The sequence below is a fragment of the Pseudoalteromonas sp. THAF3 genome, assembly GCF_009363775.1.
GTDB lineage: Bacteria > Pseudomonadota > Gammaproteobacteria > Enterobacterales > Alteromonadaceae > Pseudoalteromonas > Pseudoalteromonas ruthenica.
In genome coordinates, this window is the sequence record NZ_CP045419.1 from 659516 (window position 1) to 679207 (window position 19692).

The 19692-nt window shown below is 47.1% G+C and carries 20 protein-coding genes and 1 pseudogene; 11 read left to right on the forward strand and 10 right to left on the reverse strand.

What is annotated here, in order from left to right; genetic code table 11:
- Window positions 1–620: 620 nt before the first annotated feature.
- The 6 genes and pseudogenes from FIU82_RS18775 to FIU82_RS18845 all read left to right on the forward strand — a co-directional run.
- Window positions 621–764 (forward strand): annotated as a pseudogene (locus FIU82_RS18775) (helix-turn-helix domain-containing protein); the annotation flags it as partial.
- Between the two features lie 695 nt (window positions 765–1459).
- Window positions 1460–1930, forward strand: a complete 471-nt coding sequence (locus FIU82_RS18045) for an Imm26 family immunity protein (protein WP_152441845.1) — start codon at window positions 1460–1462, stop codon at window positions 1928–1930.
- Between the two features lie 357 nt (window positions 1931–2287).
- On the forward strand, window positions 2288–2794 hold the full coding sequence (locus tag FIU82_RS18050) for a hypothetical protein (RefSeq protein ID WP_152441846.1): 507 nt from the start codon (window positions 2288–2290) through the stop codon (window positions 2792–2794).
- Between the two features lie 150 nt (window positions 2795–2944).
- The gene (locus tag FIU82_RS18055; RefSeq protein ID WP_152441847.1) at window positions 2945–3610 is read left to right on the forward strand and encodes a hypothetical protein; all 666 of its coding nucleotides are present in this window, start codon (window positions 2945–2947) and stop codon (window positions 3608–3610) included.
- A 472-nt stretch (window positions 3611–4082) separates the two neighbouring features.
- Window positions 4083–4316 (forward strand): transposase, encoded by a 234-nt coding sequence (locus FIU82_RS18840; RefSeq protein ID WP_367648284.1) that lies wholly within the window; start codon window positions 4083–4085, stop codon window positions 4314–4316.
- 27 nt (window positions 4317–4343) lie between these two features.
- Complete coding sequence (locus tag FIU82_RS18845; protein ID WP_367648285.1) at window positions 4344–4805, forward strand: transposase; 462 nt, start codon at window positions 4344–4346, stop codon at window positions 4803–4805.
- A 197-nt stretch (window positions 4806–5002) separates the two neighbouring features.
- Here the strand turns inward: FIU82_RS18845 and FIU82_RS18065 are convergent, their stop codons facing one another.
- On the reverse strand, window positions 5003–5572 hold the full coding sequence (locus FIU82_RS18065; protein WP_152441848.1) for an NAD(P)H-dependent oxidoreductase: 570 nt from the start codon (window positions 5570–5572) through the stop codon (window positions 5003–5005).
- Window positions 5573–5635: 63 nt separating this feature from the next.
- Window positions 5636–5995 (reverse strand): MerR family transcriptional regulator, encoded by a 360-nt coding sequence (locus FIU82_RS18070; RefSeq protein WP_152441849.1) that lies wholly within the window; start codon window positions 5993–5995, stop codon window positions 5636–5638.
- Window positions 5996–6206: 211 nt separating this feature from the next.
- Here FIU82_RS18070 and FIU82_RS18075 point away from each other — a divergent pair, with 211 nt between their 5' ends.
- Window positions 6207–7463 carry a diguanylate cyclase gene (locus FIU82_RS18075; protein WP_172972768.1) on the forward strand — a complete coding sequence of 419 codons (1257 nt, stop codon included), beginning with the start codon at window positions 6207–6209 and terminating at the stop codon, window positions 7461–7463.
- A 114-nt stretch (window positions 7464–7577) separates the two neighbouring features.
- Here FIU82_RS18075 and FIU82_RS18080 read toward each other — a convergent pair whose 3' ends face one another.
- The 3 genes from FIU82_RS18080 to FIU82_RS18090 all read right to left on the reverse strand — a co-directional run bounded on the left by FIU82_RS18080 (window position 7578) and on the right by FIU82_RS18090 (window position 9949).
- Window positions 7578–8297 (reverse strand): spondin domain-containing protein, encoded by a 720-nt coding sequence (locus FIU82_RS18080; RefSeq protein WP_152441851.1) that lies wholly within the window; start codon window positions 8295–8297, stop codon window positions 7578–7580.
- 9 nt (window positions 8298–8306) lie between these two features.
- Window positions 8307–9011 (reverse strand): spondin domain-containing protein, encoded by a 705-nt coding sequence (locus FIU82_RS18085; RefSeq protein WP_152441852.1) that lies wholly within the window; start codon window positions 9009–9011, stop codon window positions 8307–8309.
- A gap of 260 nt (window positions 9012–9271) precedes the next feature.
- A complete protein-coding gene (locus FIU82_RS18090; RefSeq protein WP_152441853.1) occupies window positions 9272–9949 on the reverse strand; it encodes a tellurite resistance TerB family protein in 678 nt (225 codons plus the stop codon).
- Window positions 9950–10214: 265 nt separating this feature from the next.
- Here FIU82_RS18090 and FIU82_RS18095 point away from each other — a divergent pair, with 265 nt between their 5' ends.
- On the forward strand, window positions 10215–10604 hold the full coding sequence (locus tag FIU82_RS18095) for a biopolymer transporter ExbD (protein ID WP_138509180.1): 390 nt from the start codon (window positions 10215–10217) through the stop codon (window positions 10602–10604).
- A 52-nt stretch (window positions 10605–10656) separates the two neighbouring features.
- Here FIU82_RS18095 and FIU82_RS18100 read toward each other — a convergent pair whose 3' ends face one another.
- Window positions 10657–11316, reverse strand: coding sequence for an ABC transporter substrate-binding protein (locus tag FIU82_RS18100; protein ID WP_172972757.1), 660 nt, complete (start codon window positions 11314–11316; stop codon window positions 10657–10659).
- A gap of 337 nt (window positions 11317–11653) precedes the next feature.
- Here FIU82_RS18100 and FIU82_RS18105 point away from each other — a divergent pair, with 337 nt between their 5' ends.
- The gene (locus tag FIU82_RS18105) at window positions 11654–12520 is read left to right on the forward strand and encodes a tetratricopeptide repeat protein (protein ID WP_138509287.1); all 867 of its coding nucleotides are present in this window, start codon (window positions 11654–11656) and stop codon (window positions 12518–12520) included.
- Window positions 12521–12553: 33 nt separating this feature from the next.
- Here the strand turns inward: FIU82_RS18105 and FIU82_RS18110 are convergent, their stop codons facing one another.
- From FIU82_RS18110 to FIU82_RS18125, 4 genes are all read right to left on the reverse strand, one after another.
- On the reverse strand, window positions 12554–12877 hold the full coding sequence (locus FIU82_RS18110) for a hypothetical protein (RefSeq protein ID WP_152441855.1): 324 nt from the start codon (window positions 12875–12877) through the stop codon (window positions 12554–12556).
- Window positions 12878–12911: 34 nt separating this feature from the next.
- On the reverse strand, window positions 12912–13427 hold the full coding sequence (locus tag FIU82_RS18115) for a nuclear transport factor 2 family protein (protein WP_022944669.1): 516 nt from the start codon (window positions 13425–13427) through the stop codon (window positions 12912–12914).
- Between the two features lie 14 nt (window positions 13428–13441).
- Window positions 13442–14182 carry a ferredoxin--NADP reductase gene (locus FIU82_RS18120; RefSeq protein ID WP_152441856.1) on the reverse strand — a complete coding sequence of 247 codons (741 nt, stop codon included), beginning with the start codon at window positions 14180–14182 and terminating at the stop codon, window positions 13442–13444.
- A gap of 186 nt (window positions 14183–14368) precedes the next feature.
- Window positions 14369–15235 carry an AraC family transcriptional regulator gene (locus FIU82_RS18125; protein WP_152441857.1) on the reverse strand — a complete coding sequence of 289 codons (867 nt, stop codon included), beginning with the start codon at window positions 15233–15235 and terminating at the stop codon, window positions 14369–14371.
- A 255-nt stretch (window positions 15236–15490) separates the two neighbouring features.
- Here FIU82_RS18125 and FIU82_RS18130 point away from each other — a divergent pair, with 255 nt between their 5' ends.
- Together FIU82_RS18130 and FIU82_RS18135 are read left to right on the forward strand one after the other, a co-directional pair.
- Window positions 15491–18154, forward strand: a complete 2664-nt coding sequence (locus FIU82_RS18130; RefSeq protein WP_253946379.1) for a TonB-dependent receptor — start codon at window positions 15491–15493, stop codon at window positions 18152–18154.
- A gap of 39 nt (window positions 18155–18193) precedes the next feature.
- Window positions 18194–19651 carry a tryptophan halogenase family protein gene (locus FIU82_RS18135; RefSeq protein ID WP_152441858.1) on the forward strand — a complete coding sequence of 486 codons (1458 nt, stop codon included), beginning with the start codon at window positions 18194–18196 and terminating at the stop codon, window positions 19649–19651.
- Window positions 19652–19692 lie beyond the last annotated feature (41 nt).

Below are 19692 nucleotides of genomic sequence, written 5' to 3' on the forward strand. Positions count from 1 at the left end.
GTGCTCTGTCTGACCAGCAGCCCGATCAGCGTTTTCTGGTAGAGGTTTTCGGATCAAGGGGTCACGGATCAAGGGGTCCGGATCAAGGGGTCAGAGTTGTTGAAACTTAAATCTCTCCCTTGAATCAAGGGGTCTGAATCAAGGGGTCAGAGTTGTTGAAATTGCAAAATGGGTGTTACCACGGGGGCTGTGGGTGAACAGCATACCTTCACAGAAACCTATACCTACGATGACCTTCATCGCCTTAAAACGAATCAGGTTAACGGTATAAAAATCGGCTCTTACACCTACGATGCCATTGGCAATTTACTCAGCCACCGAATCAAGGGGTCAGAGTTGTTGAAATTGCTGAGTTGCGCTAGGTTTTTAATATTGTTGTCACTGGCATCATGTGCCACTCCGCCGCACCTGGCTTGCAATCCTCAAAAAAGCAAGGTGCCATTGATTGCTCAGTTGAATAAATCACTAACGGCAATGTCAAATGAGTATGTTGTGCATTATCAGAATAACTCCTCTGACTGGGTCCGAATTCAGATAATAAGTGCACCACTCATGGTTAAAGGGTGACAGACGATCAACTGCCTGTTGGTGGTATTCTAATGTCGCCAAACAAAAAGAGTATCACCATGAGTTACAAGCAGTTGATCGAAGGGCAACGATATCAGATCGAAGCCTACTTGCGCGAGGGTTTTAGCTACAGAGGGATTGGCAAGCGGTTGAGCGTTAGCCACAGTACTATTAGCCGTGAAGTGAGGCGCAACTCGTTTCATCATAATCATTACCTGCCCGAAATCGCGCACGTTAAGGCAGCGAAACGAAGGTGCTTGGCCGCTGGATCAAGGGGTCAGAGTTGTTGAAACTTAAATCTCTCCCTTGAGGCTTTTGCCATCGCGGTAAACATTTATAGCCCGCCCATCGCGGGCTTTTCTTTGCCTGAAGTGATCAGTTTCACCAGCAGCCCGAACAGTGTTCGCCAGCGGGGCGTGCAGTTCGTGGAATCAAGCGTGTTGTCATTGTTGGCTGTAGGTCTTGGGACGAGAAGCTGTTTTATGGCGCATTTGGCGACCCCAATGCACCACAACTTCCAATACTAGAGGCAGGAGTAGGAAAAGGTGTTAGGATTGCAGGTTCTTTAGCTGCGAGGTGGTTGAGTAAAGGACCTAAGAATACAAGCGTATACCTTGGTATCAAAGGTGGCAAAGATGTCTACGTCGGCATTACTCGTCAAGCTATAAACATAAGGCAAGCTCAGCACGGTTTAAGTCATGGTTCTATGTTTACTTTGCGTCAGGTAACTACATATTCTTTAACCAGAAACCAAGCTAGAGCGGTCGAGCAAGCCTTAATTTTGCGCAACCCTCAATACATCAATAGAATAAATAGTATCAGTCCTAAGCGCCCCATTTATAACGACGCAGTAAAATGGGGTAATGATTTCCTTAAAGGTATGGGGTTATAAATGACAAATATGAAAAGATTGAAAAAAAACAAGCAAAAGCCAGCGCTTGGAGACATTTTTTCATTTCAAATATTAGATGATAAATACCATTGGGGGCGAGTTGTAAGCTTAACGACTAGCGTTGGTGGCTTTGATAATTGTGTACTAATATATATATATAAAGTACAAACTGAAACTAATGACGAGGTTCCAGAGTTAATAACTTCTGACATATTATTGGCCCCAATTGCAACAAATGAACTGCCTTGGAAAAAAGGCTATTTTAATAATGTTGAAAATAAAACTCTATCAAGTGATGACTTATTACAGGTTCATTGCTTCTATGATGTTTTATTTAAGAAATATTTTGACGATAAAGGTCGCCAATTGGAAAGTGTATATGAACCTCACGGGATATATGGCTTGGATAGCTACAGAACTATAGATGATAAAGTTAGTGAAGCTATAGGCTTGGAGCTTGCCCCAGATTAAACCCCATCAGACTCAGGATTCTTGCGGGATCCTGAGTCACCCATTATCACAGTTCCACATCAACTTCGTCGTCCGGCCAACCACACCTAGAACGTAAATGGATTGCGCCGCGTCTTGCCTTTTTCCTGTTTATTACCGTACAAAAAGCTTTTAGTGTGCAACCAACACCAGTAGAACTGTGCACTTGCTAGCAGTAGGCTGTGCAATTTATGTCGGTGCCACCAATTAGTGGCGCTGGCTCAAATAGCTAGCTCTGCTGTTTTTAAGTGACACAGTTTACTTAATTTGTATGAACACGGTACTTGTTTGAAGGGATCAAGGGGTCGGGATCAAGGGGTCTAAATCAAGGGGTCAGAGTTGTTGAAATTGCAAGCTTCCTTTAATGATGAGCAACTAGGCAACATTGCTGGCTTTTTCAAAGATGAAGATTATGGAGGTGCCTACGGCTATATTCTTGGAGAAGTTCAGGGACTAGATGGTGTTGGCGCTGATGTTACCAAGTATTGGTTTGAGAAGACGATTGAAATAAACCTCAACCAAGATACACCAGCCAACACTTGGATAAGGGCTTTTACCACTAAAGGGTTAGCCATAGATGGTATTACTGCCACCCCGGAAATGTTGCAAGGCATTTCGAACTCCATCGCTCAAAATGTCATATCAGATGTGCTAAGAAGTGGGGGTGTTCCACAATTTAATCAGCTTGTTGTGTCTGACATTAGAGTAGCTCTGAGTAACGGTGGGCAGACTATTGGTGGCTGGGGCGGCTCATCCTATTTTTGGAATTTACCTTACGGCCCTAATAATGAAACTGTTGGACAACTAATAAAAAGCAGTCCATACGAATTAAACAAATTTAGGTAAAGCTACAGCCATGCAGTTAAAACAACTGTAGGAAGACATTGGTCAAACCCTAGTTTGTATAAAGAAGGCCCAAGGACCTTTGGTAGTATGGGGGCTTTCCAAGCCGACTAGGCTTGCGGTACCTGTTTAATTGAGTTTTAGGAGAGCGCTATGAACAACTTTGCTTTTACTGATTATTTTTCAAATTTTAGACTAGCGCTTATTTTATCATTACTGGCCATCATCATCTTTAGTTACAGTTATGCAGGAGAAGAGATCAGAATGTCTGAACGGAAAAGTGCGATGGTATTGATGGGAGGGGAAGCTTTTGATATTCCTAAAGCTTACCTTTCACCAAGCGATGAATTACCTGATAGAATTGAAAAAGAAAACATGATTGAAATTAGTTTCTTTTTTCCAAGTTTTTCAGGGCTCGGTGACAGAGACAATATCGCAACAGTTGGACCATATAACCCAAATCAAGTCACAGCATTCTGGACAGTGGTTAATGGTGGCGGTCGACTAGATGCGAATAACAGCCTCAAAAATGCATTAAAGTATGGGTTGTCAAAAAGGGATGACAAGTCAGATACAGATGGATTAACAGCCTACAAAAATGCAAACAATAGTGGCGTGACATATCACGCTCAAAACAATCACGGTGATGATGTTCTAATTCACTGCACTGAAGGCCCTGTGAATAGTACATGCAAATTAGAATATCTCGATAGCAAATCTAACAGAGGAATATTTGCATCATTTGATAAGAAATATCTATCAAGATGGCTGGAGGTAAATAACAAATTGCTTTGCTTGATTAAGAAGTGGAAAGTTTAATTATTTCTCCTCAATCATCACAATCATCAAGGGGTCAATCAAGGGGGCAGAGTTGTTGAATCAAGGGGTCAGAGTTGTTGAAATTTGTATTAATCGTTACAAAAAGCTGTTGGTGAATTGAATAAGGTGGAGAAATAAATGTTATTTATTCTTCAGGTAGTCTCATTTTTGGGATTTATATATTTTAAGCTTTTTGCGAGTACAAAAAACGGACCTGCGACTTGGCTGTTTTATATAGCTTCAGTCATTTTTGGCGTCTTTTCGATGAATGTTTATATGGAGAACGAAGAAAAGTTTTACCTTGGGGTAATCTCAATACTTATCTTCACAATTACAATTTATTTTATATCTATGAAAATAAATAAAAAATAGAATCATGGGCCCTCCTAGATCGATAAAGGGTCAGAGTTGTTGAAATTGCTGAGTTGCGCTAAGTTTTTAGTGCAATTGGCTATTTCAGGGAGGAAAGGCCATGGCGCGTCGGCCGAGATTAAACTTACCCCATATTCCGCAACATGTTGTTCAGCGTGGAAATAACCGTCAAGTCACCTTCTTTACGGAACAGGATTACAGCGTATACCTGGACAAGGTGAAAGATTACAGTCGTCGCTTTGACGTCTCTGTTCACGCTTTTGTGTTGATGACCAATCACGTTCATTTATTGATGACACCTATCACAGCAACGGGCGTCAGCCAACTGATGTAATCGTTGGGGCGTTACTATGTCCGTTACGTGAATAATACTTATGGGCGGACAGGAACACTTTGGGAAGGACGTTATAAGTCGTCGTTGGTTGATAGCGACCGATATTTGCTTTTGGTTAGTCGGTATATTGAACTGAACCCGGTGCGAGCGAACATGGTTGTTCATCCGTCTGAATACCCCTGGTCCAGTTATCGCCATAATGCTTTGGACAAGCAAATAGAGCTGATTACGGAGCATCCTGTCTATCAGGCTCTAGGTAAAGACAAATCAGCTCGAAAGCAGGCGTACCACGCCTTGTTTAAATCGCAGATGCCAGATTATTGCGTCGCGCAGATCCGAGATGCCCTGCAAAAAACCTGGGTACTGGGGGATGAGCGTTTTAAGAAACAGATTGAGCAGCAGTTGGGGCATACCATTGAGTTAAAAACGCATGGCGGAGACAGGAAGTCGGCATCATTTAACGCTCGGGATAAAAATCAACAACTCTGACCCTTTGAAACCGAAAATCAACAACTCTGACCCTTTGAAACCGAAAACCAACAACTCTGCCCCTTTGAAATAACCCTTTGAAATAGAAACCGAAAACAACAACTCTGACCCTTTGAAACACTCTTTGAAACAGACCCTTTGAAACAAAAGCGTAAACCTGACCCTAGCACTGGAGAAACTGCTCGAGTCAGTACAAGCTATTTCGCTGCTCGGCCTAATTGCTTTATTTCATTTACCCAAGCAGACTTTTCGGATTCAGAGGCCGCTACAACTGAGCCAAATAAACTCACTGCGCTGGGCTGAAACCCACTGAACTGTAAGGTGAAGACATCGAGTTGTGCAATAACCGATGCGGCTTGGTCTTGCAGGCTCTGCGGCGGTGCATCCATGGTTAGGATGATACGTGAGGTTTTGTCGGTGAGTAGGGGCACGGGTGTATAGCCTTGGTACTTAAATGCGAACCCGGGCAGGAAACTTCTATCAAACAGGCCTTTGAATTTTGCCGGAAGGCTGCCCCACCAAATAGGCGAAACGATCACAACATGATCTGCCCAGGCAATTTGCTGCTGAAATACTTGTAAATCAGGTTCTAATAGTTGTTCATCATCATAGCCACAATCCAAGCTAGGATTGAATTGCAATGCCGACAGGTTAACTCTTTGGGTATTATTTTGCTCCCTCGCTTCACATTCATAGATATCTGCTAAGTGTTGGCAAAAGCTTGAACGTTTTGGGTTAGCGTTAATGATTAGGATATTTTTTGTCATCGGGTGTACTTCCGTAAGGTGAAAACTCGATGACTATCTTAAGCTCTGCCCCTAGGGGCAGAGTCAAGCGTGCTGAATATGGGGGCATGAATCGAGAGTGGATAAACAGCGCTCTACAGCGTCTATACGCTTTAAAATATCGGATTGCTGAGTGAGTAATTTGTTTTTAATTTCAGCTAAAAATCCGTGCACCCGTGACCAATCAAGCGCGTCGTTGTTATAGATAAGCGCATCTTTTAATTCTGCCAAGGTCGCGCCTAAGGCTTTTGCCTCCACAATCAATAACAACACTTCTACATGGGACTTATTATACACCCTGTAGCGCCCTTGCCTTGGTGGTGCGGTTATTAACCCTCGGGCTTCATACAAACGGATGGCTTTAACGGATAACCCGGTGCTTTTGGCAACTTCACCTATATACATGATGGTCCTTGTTTTCTTTTATACTTTATAGAAGTTAGGTTTGCGGTTCTAGGCAAACTTAAGCTTGCAGGGCGGGTATCTTTCTAAGCCCTCTGTAGGTTTTTTCTAAATAACAATATTTTTGCTTAAGATTCAAATGCAAAGATTGCTTTTAGCGCCAGTAGGGCTAACAATTGAGTTATCGATTGAGCACCAGTTGGAGCGCCGCATAGTGCTACGAAAAATCCTTATCGTAGAAGACACCCCTACTATCGCCCGGGTGCAAAAGCACATTTGTTTGCAAGCGGGCTATGAGGTTGATATTGCTGACTCTAAAGCGAAAGCCGAGGCGCTGATTGCAAAAAACAATTACTTTTGCGCTATTGTCGATTTTATATTGCCCGATGCGCCGCAGGGGGAAGCCATACCTTGTAGTACAAAGGCGAAAATTCCTACCATAGTGATGACCGGCAGCTTAGAAAGCAAAACTCGAGAAATTGTAGACCGCCATCCCATCATTGATTACATCACCAAAGAAAACAAGCAGGCCTATCAGTACCTAAGGCGTCAGCTCGAGCGCTTGCCGCGCAATGAGAGAATAAAGATATTGGTGGTGGATGACTCAGCGACATCCCGAAACTATGTAAGTGGCCTGCTCAAGCGCCATAAATACCAGGTGGTGGAAGCGCGAGACGGCTTAGAGGCTTTGGCCAAGCTGAAGCAGTATAATGATATTTCTGTAATCGTAACTGACCATGAGATGCCGAAAATGCGAGGTGAGGAGCTGTGCATTGAGGTTCGTCGCATTTACACTGAAGAGGATATCGCCATTATCGGTATTTCTGGGGTGGAGTCTTCGCATTTATCGGCGCGATTTTTAAAAAATGGTGCCAACGATTACCTGCGTAAACCTTTTAACCCGGAAGAGTTTTACTGTCGGGTAAGACAAAACGTAGAGATGCTCGAGCAAATTCGTACCATCCGTCGCCAGGCAAACTCGGATTATTTAACCGAGCTGCCGAATCGGCGTTATTTTTTTAGCCGAGTGAACAAATCACTAAAGGCGGCTGCGCAGCAACAGCAACCAAGTATGATTGCCATGTTAGATGTTGATCATTTTAAAGCGGTGAACGATCGTTACGGCCATGATGGTGGCGATGAGGTGCTCAAGGCATTGAGTAAGGCATTATGTGAGCACTTTGATTATGAGCAAGTCGCACGTATGGGCGGTGAGGAATTTGCGGTGTATTTTGCCGCTGAAGACCCACAGCACAGTTTGCAAAAACTGGAGGCTTTTCGCCACTTTGTGCACACTCAAGGTGCGGCATTAACGCCGCAGAGCATTGCATTTACTGTCTCTATCGGGGCTGCCTACGGCATTAGCGATAATATTGAAGCGTTGATAAAAGCCGCCGACGTGCAGCTTTATCATGCTAAAGACTCTGGCAGAAATACAGTTGCCTATGACCCGCTTAACACTGACTCGTAAGCATCAAGGTCACATAGCAGGTAATTCAGTGCCGTTGCAGTTTGGCGTAAAAAGTTGTGAACTCACACCCAGCGGTTGTGTCTCGTGGGTGTGACGGCTAAATATGAATGTGATTCACTCGGTGCGCGTGATCACCACTTTGATCACCGGGTTGTCAAAGCGATGTTGAGCGCCCAAAGCCGATTGCGCTAAGCCGTCATCGGCACTCACCACGCCAGGGTGCAAAGCCACAAAGTTAGTATCGTCTCTTATTGCGTTGAATCCTTCACCCATACCGGTAGGGCCTGGGATAAACTGTGCAAGTTCAGAGTTGGCCTCGGTGCCAGCATCATATCCATGGCCATAGAGCGATATGCTTTGCCCAGCAGCCAGCGGCGTTAAATCCACGGCGTTAACACCCGTAAACGCATCATTGGTATTGACCAACATGGTTGCTAAGGTCAACTTACTATCAGCAACATCCTCTACTGACAGGGTAAATTCATCGGTATGACCAGGGCTGATAGGGGCTTCTCCACCATAGTGTGCAATCACCTCTGCCTTTGCTAGCAACGCCGAGTTATCGCCCCCTTCAGCAAGTGCTTCGAGAGCGCCTGAAGCCGGCTCACCAATACGCCAAAATTGGCCTTGCTGATGCAGTACGCCAGCGATAGGGCTCAATGGTTGTGCTTGCGTTAAGTTGGTCAGTGTCACCTGATAACGATATTGCACCGGCTCTGGCGTGTCCACGGCTGCTCCCGTGGGTTTTGTGTTATCAGAGCCGCAGGCACTTAAACCAAGCACCACAAGAGCACTTAAACCCAGTGCTCGAGGGAAATGTGTTTGCAAACGCATGCTCACCCCCTACTGCACAGTAATTGTTAGTTTAGCGACAGGGTTCAACCATCGCTGGACGCTGTTATTGATGTCGCTTTTTCCCGCTGATGCACTGTCATCGCCAAGGTTACCGGCGTGAATGTGCACCAGCGTATTGCTCAATTCGTTGGTGACGCCGCTGCCCCCGCTGCCAATGAGTTCCTCTAAAGGCGGTGGAACTGGCATACCAGGCACACCTGGGGCACCGCCGCCGCGTATTTCATCGTTGGCTTCAGTGCCGGCATCATAGGCGTTAAGGTATACATGGTAAGTTCCGGGTTCGCTCGGTACACGCCAATTGCTAAGGCCAACAAAACCATCGTTGGTGGGTAGCATCATCGCCACCAGCGATAAATAGGTATTACTTTCACTGGTGGTGAGGGTGCCTTCGCCACTGTGTCCGGGCGCAAGCAAACCTTGCGCAGGGTTGGCAAGCACATCACCGCCAGCGATTTCTACTTGGTTAACGAGGCCGTCGATGGCACCGCCTTCGGCCATGGCTTGTAATTCACTGGAGGCGGCAGTGGCAACGCGAAACAATTCACTGTTGCTATCGTGGGCAGCCACCAGCAGGGGCGTGAAATACATACCTTGGGTTAGGTTTTGCACTCGCACATCAAGTTCAGCAGCGCCCGCAGTGTGGCAAAGTGTGAGTGCAAGAGCGCTCAGGGTCATTTTTGGCAACGATTTCATCTCGAATCCTCTGTTATTCATATGCCGATCACAGCGCGTTTTGCACTGGGAAAGGCAACCTGGTTATGGGAAGTTCGTGAATGCGAATCGGCCGTTTCATCACTCAGCTAAGACAGACCTTGTGGTTCTCAGTTAACTTTCAAATAACATTAAATTTTTTATTTGTCGACTCAAATGCCGTGAAAAACCAAGGGGGAGTGTGGCTTGATAAATAAACAGAGAGTGACGCCGCGTGGGTCACTCTAGCGTGCACTCAACGGTTACTCACTGGCTAGGCGCGCTTGCTGAGTCAGCTGTTGATGCACATTGTTGACTAATTCCTGTGGGATACAGAGCTTATTTGCTAACGCATCAAGATATTGCCCAGAGATGGGCTGACTCAGGTCTATGGCGCTGGCACTGGCGGTATAGACTTCGATACCTGTTTGCGCATTTGGTACAGTATTAACCAGCTCTGACAAGCTCATGGGCTGGCGCAGCTCATCAAATAACATGGCTTTTTCATGGGTTTGCAAGTCCATGTTTTCTACTTGCGCAAAAATGCGTTGTCGCTCTTGCTCGTCTATATGACCATCGGCGTAGGCGGCCGCAATCATCGCGCGCATCAGCAGCAGTTGACCGCCTTCGTTGTCATCTTCCACAACGTGTTCAAAGCTTTGTTGCTGCATAGGCGTCGAGTGATAATTAAAGTTGCCTGAGCGTTGATGTGCTGTACTTGGTTCAGCAGCTGAACTTTTTTGTGCATACTGCTGGTATGCTTTCCAAGCAAGGCCACCAATGGCGGCAAGGGCACCATACTTCATCACTTTCTTAGAAGTCTTTTTGCCACTTTTGCCGGTGGCTAAGCCACTTAGACCACCGCCAGCGACACCGCCTAGAAAGCCGCTTAGTGCACCTGATTTATTTAAACTCCCTACGAGTTTTTGTAAGTCTTTCATTGCCTTTTCCTTATATCCATATTTACTTGGCTACTGTGAGCATAAGTCATGGCTACGTAAATAAAAACAACCAGCTTGTTACAAAACAATACAAAAGTGCGTGAGACAAACGCAGCCAGAGGTATACACCGCACTGTTTTGCTTTTTGCATCACTTAAAGCACAAAAAGATCATAAAAATAAAATGTTTATACGCTTTTAATGTAACAAAGCATTTTCATTCGTGGTCTAGGGTGAATAAGGAGTCTAATAAAAAGGAACATGCTATGAATAGAAAAAGACCGACCAACACCGAAGCGCAAGCTGATATGACCCCAATGCTTGATGTGGTTTTTATCCTGCTTATTTTCTTTGTGGTGACAACCTCATTCGTTCGCGAGCACAGTTTGAGCGTTACTCGTCCCGAGTCTAATTCAGCGGTGTCAGCAGAAAATAAAACCTTGATGATTCAAGTCACTCACAGTAACCATGTGGTGTTGGCGGGGAGGAATATCGAGGCCTCACAAATCGCTAGCAACATCGCCCGCATATCTGCCACAGAGCCATTTTCTTCGGTTGCCATTCGCGCGCATGAGCAAAGCCGTCATCAGCAAGTTGTGACGGTTATGAATGCTGTACGAGAAATGGGGCAGTGGCCTATCGCGTTAGTTGATTAACGGCCTGTATTCAACGCCAGTGTCATTAGCCAATATGACACTGGCGCTTTTCTCAAGGTTGGTGGAAGTTTGTAGCGCTCAACGTAGTGAACGAAGCCATTAATCGCTGCTTGATATGTGGGTCAGATTGCTTATTAATTGCCAAGCATGCAGGGAGGTCGCGGCTAAAATTCTCCGGCAGGGCTGCGGTAATATTGTCTGTATCATGCACTGAGGTGTTAATTAATAACACATAATCTAACCGGCCATTACGGAGGTTTTGCGTTAATACATCGATATTGGTCGTCACCATCAGGTTTTTGCCCTCGATAAACCCTTGATTGAGTAATAAAGAATGTGCAACCGAGCCACGACTCACGCCCACTAAGCTCGATTTTGCGTCAGCCAGAGAGCTTGGGGCCAGGTCATGACGGTTTTTGAGTTTATATAGATAAACCTCCAAAGGAGGAACCAGAGGGCATAACCAATCAAAACGCTCACTGCGAGTGGGGGTTTTTAATATGGTAAAAATAAGGGTATTGGCAGAGGATTCTGCTTGTTTGTAGGCGCGCTTCCATGGCAACACTTCAATGCTGTAATCAAGGCCGGCATGATGCATAAGTTGCTGTACGCGCTCGGTGGCATCTCCTCGCACCTGGCCCTGCTTATCAACATAGCTTAACGGCGGCAACTGCTCGGTTACCAAAAAAACTTTATTCTGGGCTATGCTCAAACAGCTCACAAGAGGTAATAATAACAGCCAACACTTCACATCAATCTACTCAATCCTTCGTCCCAAATAAGCCTAGGAGATAAACTAAGTTTTAGCAAAATCAATTAAGTATGGGTTCAGGGACATCTTGCTAAGTTATAATCTCACTCCTGTTAATGTTCCTTTGAACCTTTATTGTTGTTAAGCAGGTTAGCCAGTTACTTTTGTAGCTGGCTTTTTTTTGCCTGAAACACAGCAAACTGGCATCATAGGGGCTGAGAGAATTATAAAAAAGGAAATAGGCATGTCTAAGTTAGTTTGCTTTATATTCAGCGGCTTACTTTTTGTTTTTGGCACTATGGCCAGCAGTTATGCCAATACCCCCGAGTCGGCGCTGCCGGCGCAACAGGCGAAAGGGCTAACACCGAACCAAGAGCAACAAACACAGCAGGTGGTTAAGGATTTAAATGAGCCCATGTATCGCCCGTTGATTGAGCGTTACATCCTCGATGAGCTCAAGGCGGTGCGCCAAGACCAACAGGCTTTGCGTGCCGAATACACCGAAAAGATTGCTCACGCGCAGCTAGAAACCGCTGATCGCGCTATTGTCTACACCACAGACACCATTAACAATGTGTTTTTTATTCTTACCGCGACGGCGTCAATTTTGGTGTTAGTTGGGTGGAACTCACTACGCGATGTAAAAAATAAGGTTGAAGACATTGTTAACTCCCGCGTCAGTGCCATTACCGACGAATATGAAGCGCGCCTAAAAGATTTAGAAGAGCAGCTTCGAGGTCGCTCAGAGGAAATCCTCAACAACCAGAAGAAGATCACCATCACCAACGAAATTCATTCATTGTGGATGCGTGCTAATTTAGAGAGTGACTTTGCTACCAAGGTTGAGATTTACGACGAGATCCTCAATCGTAAGCCTGAAGATGTTGAAGCTATCGCCTATAAGGCGGATGCCTTACTCGAGCTTGGTGATATCCAAGAGGCAATTAGTTTGTGTAATCAGGCGCTGGAAATTGACTCAGATTATGGCTATGCCTATTGGCAGCGGGCTTGTGCATACGCACTAACACACGAGCACAGCGATGCCTTGGCGGATATTCGTATGGCCTTAGACTACTCGCCTAACCTGCGCAATGAGCTGTTGCACGAAAGCGCGTTTGCCAGCTTACATGACAACGATAGCTTTAATGAAATCGTTAATGGCTAAAAGAATTTTGAGGGGGTAGCTGGTGCTACGCCCCTAGCTGGGACGTAAAAATTGGTCGATGGCTTCGGCGAGTTGTTCGTCTAGATGTTCTTCAAAATCACTACGTTGGCTGCCAAAGTGAGCGAGAAATTGCTCGGCCTGTTGCAGTGATAAACGCTTGTTACGCAGCGTGTAGCTGACTTCATCTTTGCTTTTATCGTAACGCGGCACAAAACGGTAAGTGGCAAATTCGGGAGCGTTGATATGCTGTTGTGCGTAGGCACAAAACCCCTCTATGTGATCTTTGCCATCCGGCCCCAAACATCCCGGTTCAACACGGTATAATAACTGTATCTGTGGTGGGGTGTTTGCTGCCATGGCTTTCCTCAATTACTTGCGTACACCTAGCAGTTTAGCTGGTAGTTTTAAAAAACAACACTTTTTGTACTTTGGCGTCTTTCACTTGATAACTGGTGACCACCTCAGAGCGTTTATCAATAACTTCAGGGTCTGTACTGCACGACTCTGAAAGCTCTTGGTCAATAACAAAGCTACCATGAACAATACGCTTGATAGGTGCGGTATTTACACACTGTAATTTTTTAAACATTAAGCCATAGCGGGCTATGAGTTGCTCTTTGCCAGTGAACATCAACTCGTTGGGGAACATATAAAATGCCACATCCTCAGCGAAGTAGCTAATGAAGGTGTCGATGTCTTTGTTGTTATAGGCATCCACCAAGGCATCCACGACTGCAACCGCTTGTTGTTGTTCTTTACTGAGCTTTTTAACCGCTTTCTTTTCGGCTTTTTTGATGGCTTGCTCAAGCGCTTGTTGCTGCGCTGGGTCTTTCTCAAGCGGCGTTTGTTCGCCGTAGGCATTGCCAATAAAGTTTAGGCATAGCAATGACACAATTAGGTATTTCATTTGTTGGTCCTTTTTTACCAATACTGCTCTACGGTGATCTGCCCTGGCGTGCGCCGTCGGTTGCGTGTATAGCCTAGTTCTTGAAGGCAGGCACTGGTGTCTTTTACCATCTCAGGGTTACCGCAGATCATAAACTGTGCCACATCTGGGCTGGCACTGAGCTGAACATGATCAAAAAGTTTGCCACTTTTTATTAACCCGGGAATACGCTCACTCAACATGCCATCGACATTTTCGCGGGTGACCACGGGCACATAGTGTAGTTGTGGATACTGCTGTTGCAGCTGTTTAACCAATGCTTGATAGCTTAAATCTTGCTGCTCTCTTACGCAGTGTACCAACACCACGTGAGTAAATTTTTGCCATACATGCGGCTGTTGCAGTATTGATAAAAACGGGCCAATCGCAGTGCCGGTACTAAGCATGTACACTTGCTCGCTGCTGGGCACTTCACCAAGTGTGAAAAAGCCCGTGCTCTGCTCGGCGATGCGTACCTCATCACCGGGTTGTAAGTTGGCCAGCGCCTCAGATAGGGCACCATCGTCAACCTTAATTAAGTAAAACTCGAGGTCATCACTGCTAGGAGGGTTTACAAATGAATAGGCTCGGGCCACACGCTCACCGTTTACCTCTAACGCAAGCTTAGTGTACTGCCCCGCAGTAAAAGGGGCGATGTCGGCGTGGACCACCAGCGAGAATAACTTATCATTCCACCACTTCACTCGGGTCACTTTTGCGCTCAGCCAATTAGCCATTTCGCCTCCAGTAATGTCTTTTTACTCAATAAGTTAACTGTGGCAACTGTGAGCTATAAAGTCAATGAGTTTTAATTTTTGGTACAGTTGCTATAAAGCGCTAACAGTATCAGTATAGCGTTGTGCGGCTGCTCTGGCGTGGTTGTGCGTAAAGCTCTAATAGCGCCTGGGAGAAGGTTCCGATGTTTAGATCAGTGCGCGCTGCTGTAGCCGCGCGCGAAACTGGCTCGGGGTGCAGTTCTTTATTGTTTGAAAGCGTCGGTTAAAATTAGAAATGTTATTGAATCCACATTGATCGGAGATCACTGTAATCGGCGACGAGGTATTAATGAGTAGCTTACATGCCTTGGCAATGCGTAGCTGATTAATAAACTCGGTCACGGTACGCTCGGTGCGTTTCTTAAAAAAGCGATGGAAGTGGTTGGTGCTCATGTGAGCATGCTCGGCAAGCATATCTGCGCTGAGCTTTTCCGTGTAGTTGTCATAAATAAAGGAAATCACCCGGTCAAACTTGTCCTTGGCTGGGTCTTGGCGGTAATCAAAACGAAAACCGGCGCTGGAAAGGTAATCATACTGCGATTGCGCCATGCGCGTTAGCATATCCATTAACAGTACATAGCGCTGTAACGGGCTGGCTTGCTCCATGCTCTCGAACAAGGCCTGGCATTGCTTTGCTAATTGTTGCGAGAAGCGCAGGCCTCGACGAGCCCCACTGAGTAATTCCTCCAGTTGTTGCAGCTCAGGGTGTTGAGCCACCATGCTTTCTAGCCACGGCGCTGGTATTTGTGCCACATGGACAATTTGCTCAGATAAGTCAGTATTGATTTTCGATTGCCAAGTATGGGGCAGTTCGGGGCCAAGCAACACCAAGTCGTAGTCACCATAGGGGGCAATATAGTCGCCGATATGGCACACGCCACGGCTATTGAGGGTTAAGCATATTTCGTACTCGGGGTGATAGTGCCAATTAAATGGGATTTCGGGCAAGCGATACAAGCAATAACGCCAAGAGCAGTTTGGTGAGGGGATCACCTTTTCACACATTGCACGCACGCGCTAACCTCCACTGTTATTGTCCTTGTTAATTGTTTTGCTATTTCAGCAACTCCCCAGCGCTTGTGTGCGCCTATTCTCTCACACTTCAATACTAACCTATCATTCGTTTGCCGCTATAGTGCTTTGGTTTTACGCTTTTTTGACAGCTTAACCGCAACACTGCGAGAAAAGTATGATCAGTGCATAGAATCGTACCGCTTAAAAAACGCTCATGCCTTTACTCTGAATAGGCCAAAAATAGTAAGGAAGAAGATGAGCATAACAATGAAAACAACACCTAAACGCCGCTTTAAAATCAACCGAGTGGCTGCACTCGTGACAACAAGTTTACTCGCTAGCATGGCTATTACTCCCAGCGTCTATGCACAACAGAAGTTAGCGCAAGATGACCAGCAAATGGAAACCATTGAGGTGAGGGGTATTCGCCGCTCGTTGGAAGCCTCCATGAATACTAAGCGCTTTGCCAATGCCGTGGTTGATGCCATTACCTCTGAAGACATTGGTAAATTCCCTGACAAAAACATTGGTGATGCTTTACAGCGTATTTCTGGGGTTACCGTGGACCGCCAATACGGTGAAGTTAGCGGAGTGACCATTCGCGGTACAGCGCCTGAGCAATCAAGAGTGCTGTTAAATGGCCAATCAGTGGCCAGCACCTCATGGTACGACTTAGGCCCTGCAACACGTACATTTAATATGGAATTACTCTCTGCAGAGCAAGTATCGGCGGTGGAAGTGTACAAAACACCCAAGGCTTCCATCGAGGAAGGGGCCTTAGGCGGCACCGTGGATTTGACCACGCGCCAGCCGTTAGACTTAGACACCAACACCCTGATGGTATCCGCTGAGCTCGCGCGTGGGTCTCTGTACGATGAAACCGACGCGGGTGGCGCATTTTTAGCGAGCTGGAAAGATGAGCAAGAGCGCTTTGGTATTCTCGCTTCTTACTCCATCGAGCAACTGACCTCCGGACGCCATGTGCTGGAGTCTATCGGGAGTTACTATGAGTACTTTGCCGCTGACCCAGGCACAGGGCAAGAATCGACAGTAGGCGCGTGGGCGATAGGCTCGCAGGCTTTTCGAGCTGAGCGCGAGCGCACCAGTGCGCAATTAACCGCGCAATTTGCGCCTACCGATAATACCGAGTTTGTACTTGATTATTTTCGCTTCGAGCTTGATAACCCTCATGTAAACCATAACTTTTTGACCGTCGGCGGGCGCGGCAGCGGCTCTGAAAACGTGCAAAATAATGCCCTTGGCGGCACGGAGCAAGCGACCATTACGCCTGCCTACGCCTCGATTATTTATAATCCGGTGGTGCGCAATGCCGTTAATATGAAAGCCGATGTACTGAACTTATCGGGTAAGTATATCGGTGATACTTATGAAGTAAGTGCCGTGCTGGGTCAGTCTACCTCCGATGGCGGTACGCAGTTCGGCGCCTCCAGTTGGTGGATACCGGCGACTGACGAGGGTGATAAAATCGGCGACCCGGCATTTGCAAATGGTCAAAATAGCACCGATGGCGGCTTTAGCTATGATGCGACCGGCCCCTATCAAGTATGGCTGAGCTCACTCGATGCCACCGATGCCAGTCAGTTTAAACACGCCCAAGAGGCCAACTTTCAAACTACCGTACAAGAGCATGATATTCGCTATGCTCAAGCAGATATCAAGTGGTTGCTCAGCGGCGACTTGTTTACCAGCATTGAAGCCGGGGTGAAGGTCAATAGCAGTGAATTTTCACGCGTAGCGATTCATCGTAATCCGGCCGATGTGATTGGCTTTGTTCCCAATGGCAATTTAAGCAACTGGAGTGATGGCGTGTTTACTGATCTTCACTCGCAAAGCAGCGGCCATATTCTTGATTCCTATGCCAAGCTTGATGAAGACCAGTGGTGGGATTTTATCAGTGGCAAATATGAAGCGGGAGAGCTGATTGAAACACCGGCTTTGGGCGATACCTTCGGCGTGGATGAAGATATGCTGGCGCTTTACGTGCAAAGTGATTTCAGCGGCGAATACTTCCGAGGAAACGTGGGCTTACGTTATGTGGACACCGAGCAAACCTCGTCTGGCTATGCCGATGGCCAAGCCTTTAAAGAAACGGTGGATTACGATAATTGGTTGCCAAGCATCAACATAGCCTTTGATGTCAGCGACGACGTTATTGTCCGCGCCGCCGCATCCAGTGTGATGTCACGGGTGAATTACAGCGACCTGAAACCCGGCTTAGCCATTCAAGAAAACTTTGGCTCTGCCAACGGTGGCAACCCCTATCTAAAACCTTATGAGGCCGACCAAGCTGACCTCGGGGTTGAATACTATTTTACCGAGGCATCGCTGTTTTCAGCAGCCGCTTTTGTGAAACAAATTGACAACGTTGTCTTTCTCACTGAGGAGGTCGAGTTTGTCGATGGCTGTGGCGCTCAACCTTCTGAATATGATAGCTGCCGCGTCACCCGACCTCGCAGTAATGGCGATGGTGATGTCACCGGCTTAGAGTTGCAATTGCAGCATACCTTTGCCAATGGTTTTGGCTTTGTCAGTAACTACACCTATGTTGATAGTGAAACAACCCGGCCCGACGGGGCCACAGAAATGGTTCCTGGGGTATCGGAAAACTCATTTAACGGCTCGCTGTTCTACGAGAACGACCACATCAGTGCGCGCATCGCCTACAACTGGCGCAGTGAGTGGATAGGTGTGGGTGCCGCACAAGCGGTACGCAATGATGACTATCAGCAATGGGATGCATCTATTGTTTGGCACGCCATGGAAAATCTTGATATCAGCTTAGAGGGGGTGAACCTTACCAATGAGGTGATTCAATCTTACGATACCAACTATGGCTTAACGCAAAACACCATTGAGTTTGGCTCTCGCTACTACCTCAGTGCCAGCTATAAGTTCTAACTATCAAGGGCCCAGCCTCAGCGCTGGGCAAACAGGGCGATGAATAACATTAATACCATCACGATAGTGGGCGGAGGCACGGCCGGATGGATGTGCGCCGCCTATCTGAGTAAGCACCACCGAGATAAAACGGTGCGGGTGATAGAGTCTGCACACATTGGTCGTATTGGTGTTGGCGAAGGGTCTACGCCACACCTGCAACAGTTTATGGCCGACTTAGGGGTGACAGAAAGCAGTTGGATGCGAGCCTGCGACGCCACCTATAAGGCAGGGATCCGCTTTAGTCACTGGAATGGCGATGACAGTGAGTATTTTCACCCTTTCTTTAGCGAGTTAGATGAAAAAACGGCGGAGGTGTTTTTTGTCAACGCCAATGCCAGGCGTCGCGGGGCTGCCGTGCCCGCCCATCCGGATGGGTACTTTTTAGCGGCGCAGTTGGCGGCGCAAAATCGTGCTCCCAAAGCGCTCAGTGCATTAGCGCGGCCGCTGCACTATGGCTATCATTTTGATGCGCAAAAGCTGGCAGATTGGCTGCGCGCCTATGCCTGCGCTCGTGGCGTTGAGCACATCAGCGGAACAGTCTCGCAAGTACAAGGTCGCCAGCGTATTGAGCATGTCACCTTGGCGGATGGGCGCACGCTGCAGGGGGACTTTTACATTGATGCCAGTGGTTTTCAATCACTGCTGGTGGAAAAGGCGCTGCAAGAGCCCTTTATTCGCTTTAACGATGAGTTACTCAATGACCGCGCCGTGGCTTTCGCCACTGAGGCGTTGCCTAACCCGCCGGTGTATACCCATGCTCAAGCGATGCCGAGTGGTTGGCGCTGGCACATTCCACTGCAAAGCCGCTGTGGCAATGGCTATGTCTACAGCAGCCAATATCTAAGTGCGGAGCAGGCTGAACTGCAATTGCGCCAAGCCTTGGGTGAGTATCACAGCAGCGCTAAACATCTGCACATGCGAGTGGGGATGATGCGCCGCGCACTGGTCAGTAATGTCATGGCAGTTGGCCTAGCGCAGAGTTTTATCGAGCCTTTGGAGGCCACCGCGCTGATGATCACTGGCCACAGCATCACACTTCTGAGCCAATTTATTGAAGGCCAGGTCAGTGCGCAGCAGCTTAATGATGAATTACACACCCTCGTGTTGGGCGTGAAAGATTATATTCTCGTCCATTACGCCACTAGCCGTCGTGTCGATACGCCCTATTGGTTAGCCAGTGCGGGAATAGCCGCACAAAGCCCGCGAATTGCGCCGCTGTTACAGCGTTGGCGCAGCGGTGGAGATATCGACCAGTGGTTGCATCAGCATCGTCATCAGCAGGCTTATAACCGAGCCAGCTGGTATTGCCTGTTAGCGGGCATGGATTATCGCGACACGCACCTCACCCAGCCTTTTGAGTGCGCCCCGGCGCATATCGACAGCGCCGCCAAGGCCTATGTAAAAACACTATGCGAGACTCATTTTGGCGTCCATGAGCAGGTTTTAAGGCTGTGAGAATAGTATCGGTAAGGCACTGAATTGTGCCGCCAGTGGTG

Bases quoted from the DNA above. Each gene is read 5' to 3' on its own strand.
- FIU82_RS18095 (WP_138509180.1), top strand. From the start codon at position 10,215: ATGAATAGAAAAAGACCGACCAACACCGAAGCGCAAGCTGATATGACC.
- FIU82_RS18110 (WP_152441855.1), bottom strand. From the start codon at position 12,877: ATGGCAGCAAACACCCCACCACAGATACAGTTATTATACCGTGTTGAA.
- FIU82_RS18840 (WP_367648284.1), top strand. From the start codon at position 4,083: ATGGCGCGTCGGCCGAGATTAAACTTACCCCATATTCCGCAACATGTT.
- FIU82_RS18045 (WP_152441845.1), top strand. From the start codon at position 1,460: ATGACAAATATGAAAAGATTGAAAAAAAACAAGCAAAAGCCAGCGCTT.
- FIU82_RS18070 (WP_152441849.1), bottom strand. From the start codon at position 5,995: ATGTATATAGGTGAAGTTGCCAAAAGCACCGGGTTATCCGTTAAAGCC.
- FIU82_RS18055 (WP_152441847.1), top strand. From the start codon at position 2,945: ATGAACAACTTTGCTTTTACTGATTATTTTTCAAATTTTAGACTAGCG.
- FIU82_RS18135 (WP_152441858.1), top strand. From the start codon at position 18,194: ATGAATAACATTAATACCATCACGATAGTGGGCGGAGGCACGGCCGGA.
- FIU82_RS18120 (WP_152441856.1), bottom strand. From the start codon at position 14,182: ATGGCTAATTGGCTGAGCGCAAAAGTGACCCGAGTGAAGTGGTGGAAT.
- FIU82_RS18130 (WP_253946379.1), top strand. From the start codon at position 15,491: ATGAGCATAACAATGAAAACAACACCTAAACGCCGCTTTAAAATCAAC.
- FIU82_RS18065 (WP_152441848.1), bottom strand. From the start codon at position 5,572: ATGACAAAAAATATCCTAATCATTAACGCTAACCCAAAACGTTCAAGC.
- FIU82_RS18085 (WP_152441852.1), bottom strand. From the start codon at position 9,011: ATGAAATCGTTGCCAAAAATGACCCTGAGCGCTCTTGCACTCACACTT.
- FIU82_RS18080 (WP_152441851.1), bottom strand. From the start codon at position 8,297: ATGCGTTTGCAAACACATTTCCCTCGAGCACTGGGTTTAAGTGCTCTT.
- FIU82_RS18105 (WP_138509287.1), top strand. From the start codon at position 11,654: ATGGCCAGCAGTTATGCCAATACCCCCGAGTCGGCGCTGCCGGCGCAA.
- FIU82_RS18090 (WP_152441853.1), bottom strand. From the start codon at position 9,949: ATGAAAGACTTACAAAAACTCGTAGGGAGTTTAAATAAATCAGGTGCA.
- FIU82_RS18115 (WP_022944669.1), bottom strand. From the start codon at position 13,427: ATGAAATACCTAATTGTGTCATTGCTATGCCTAAACTTTATTGGCAAT.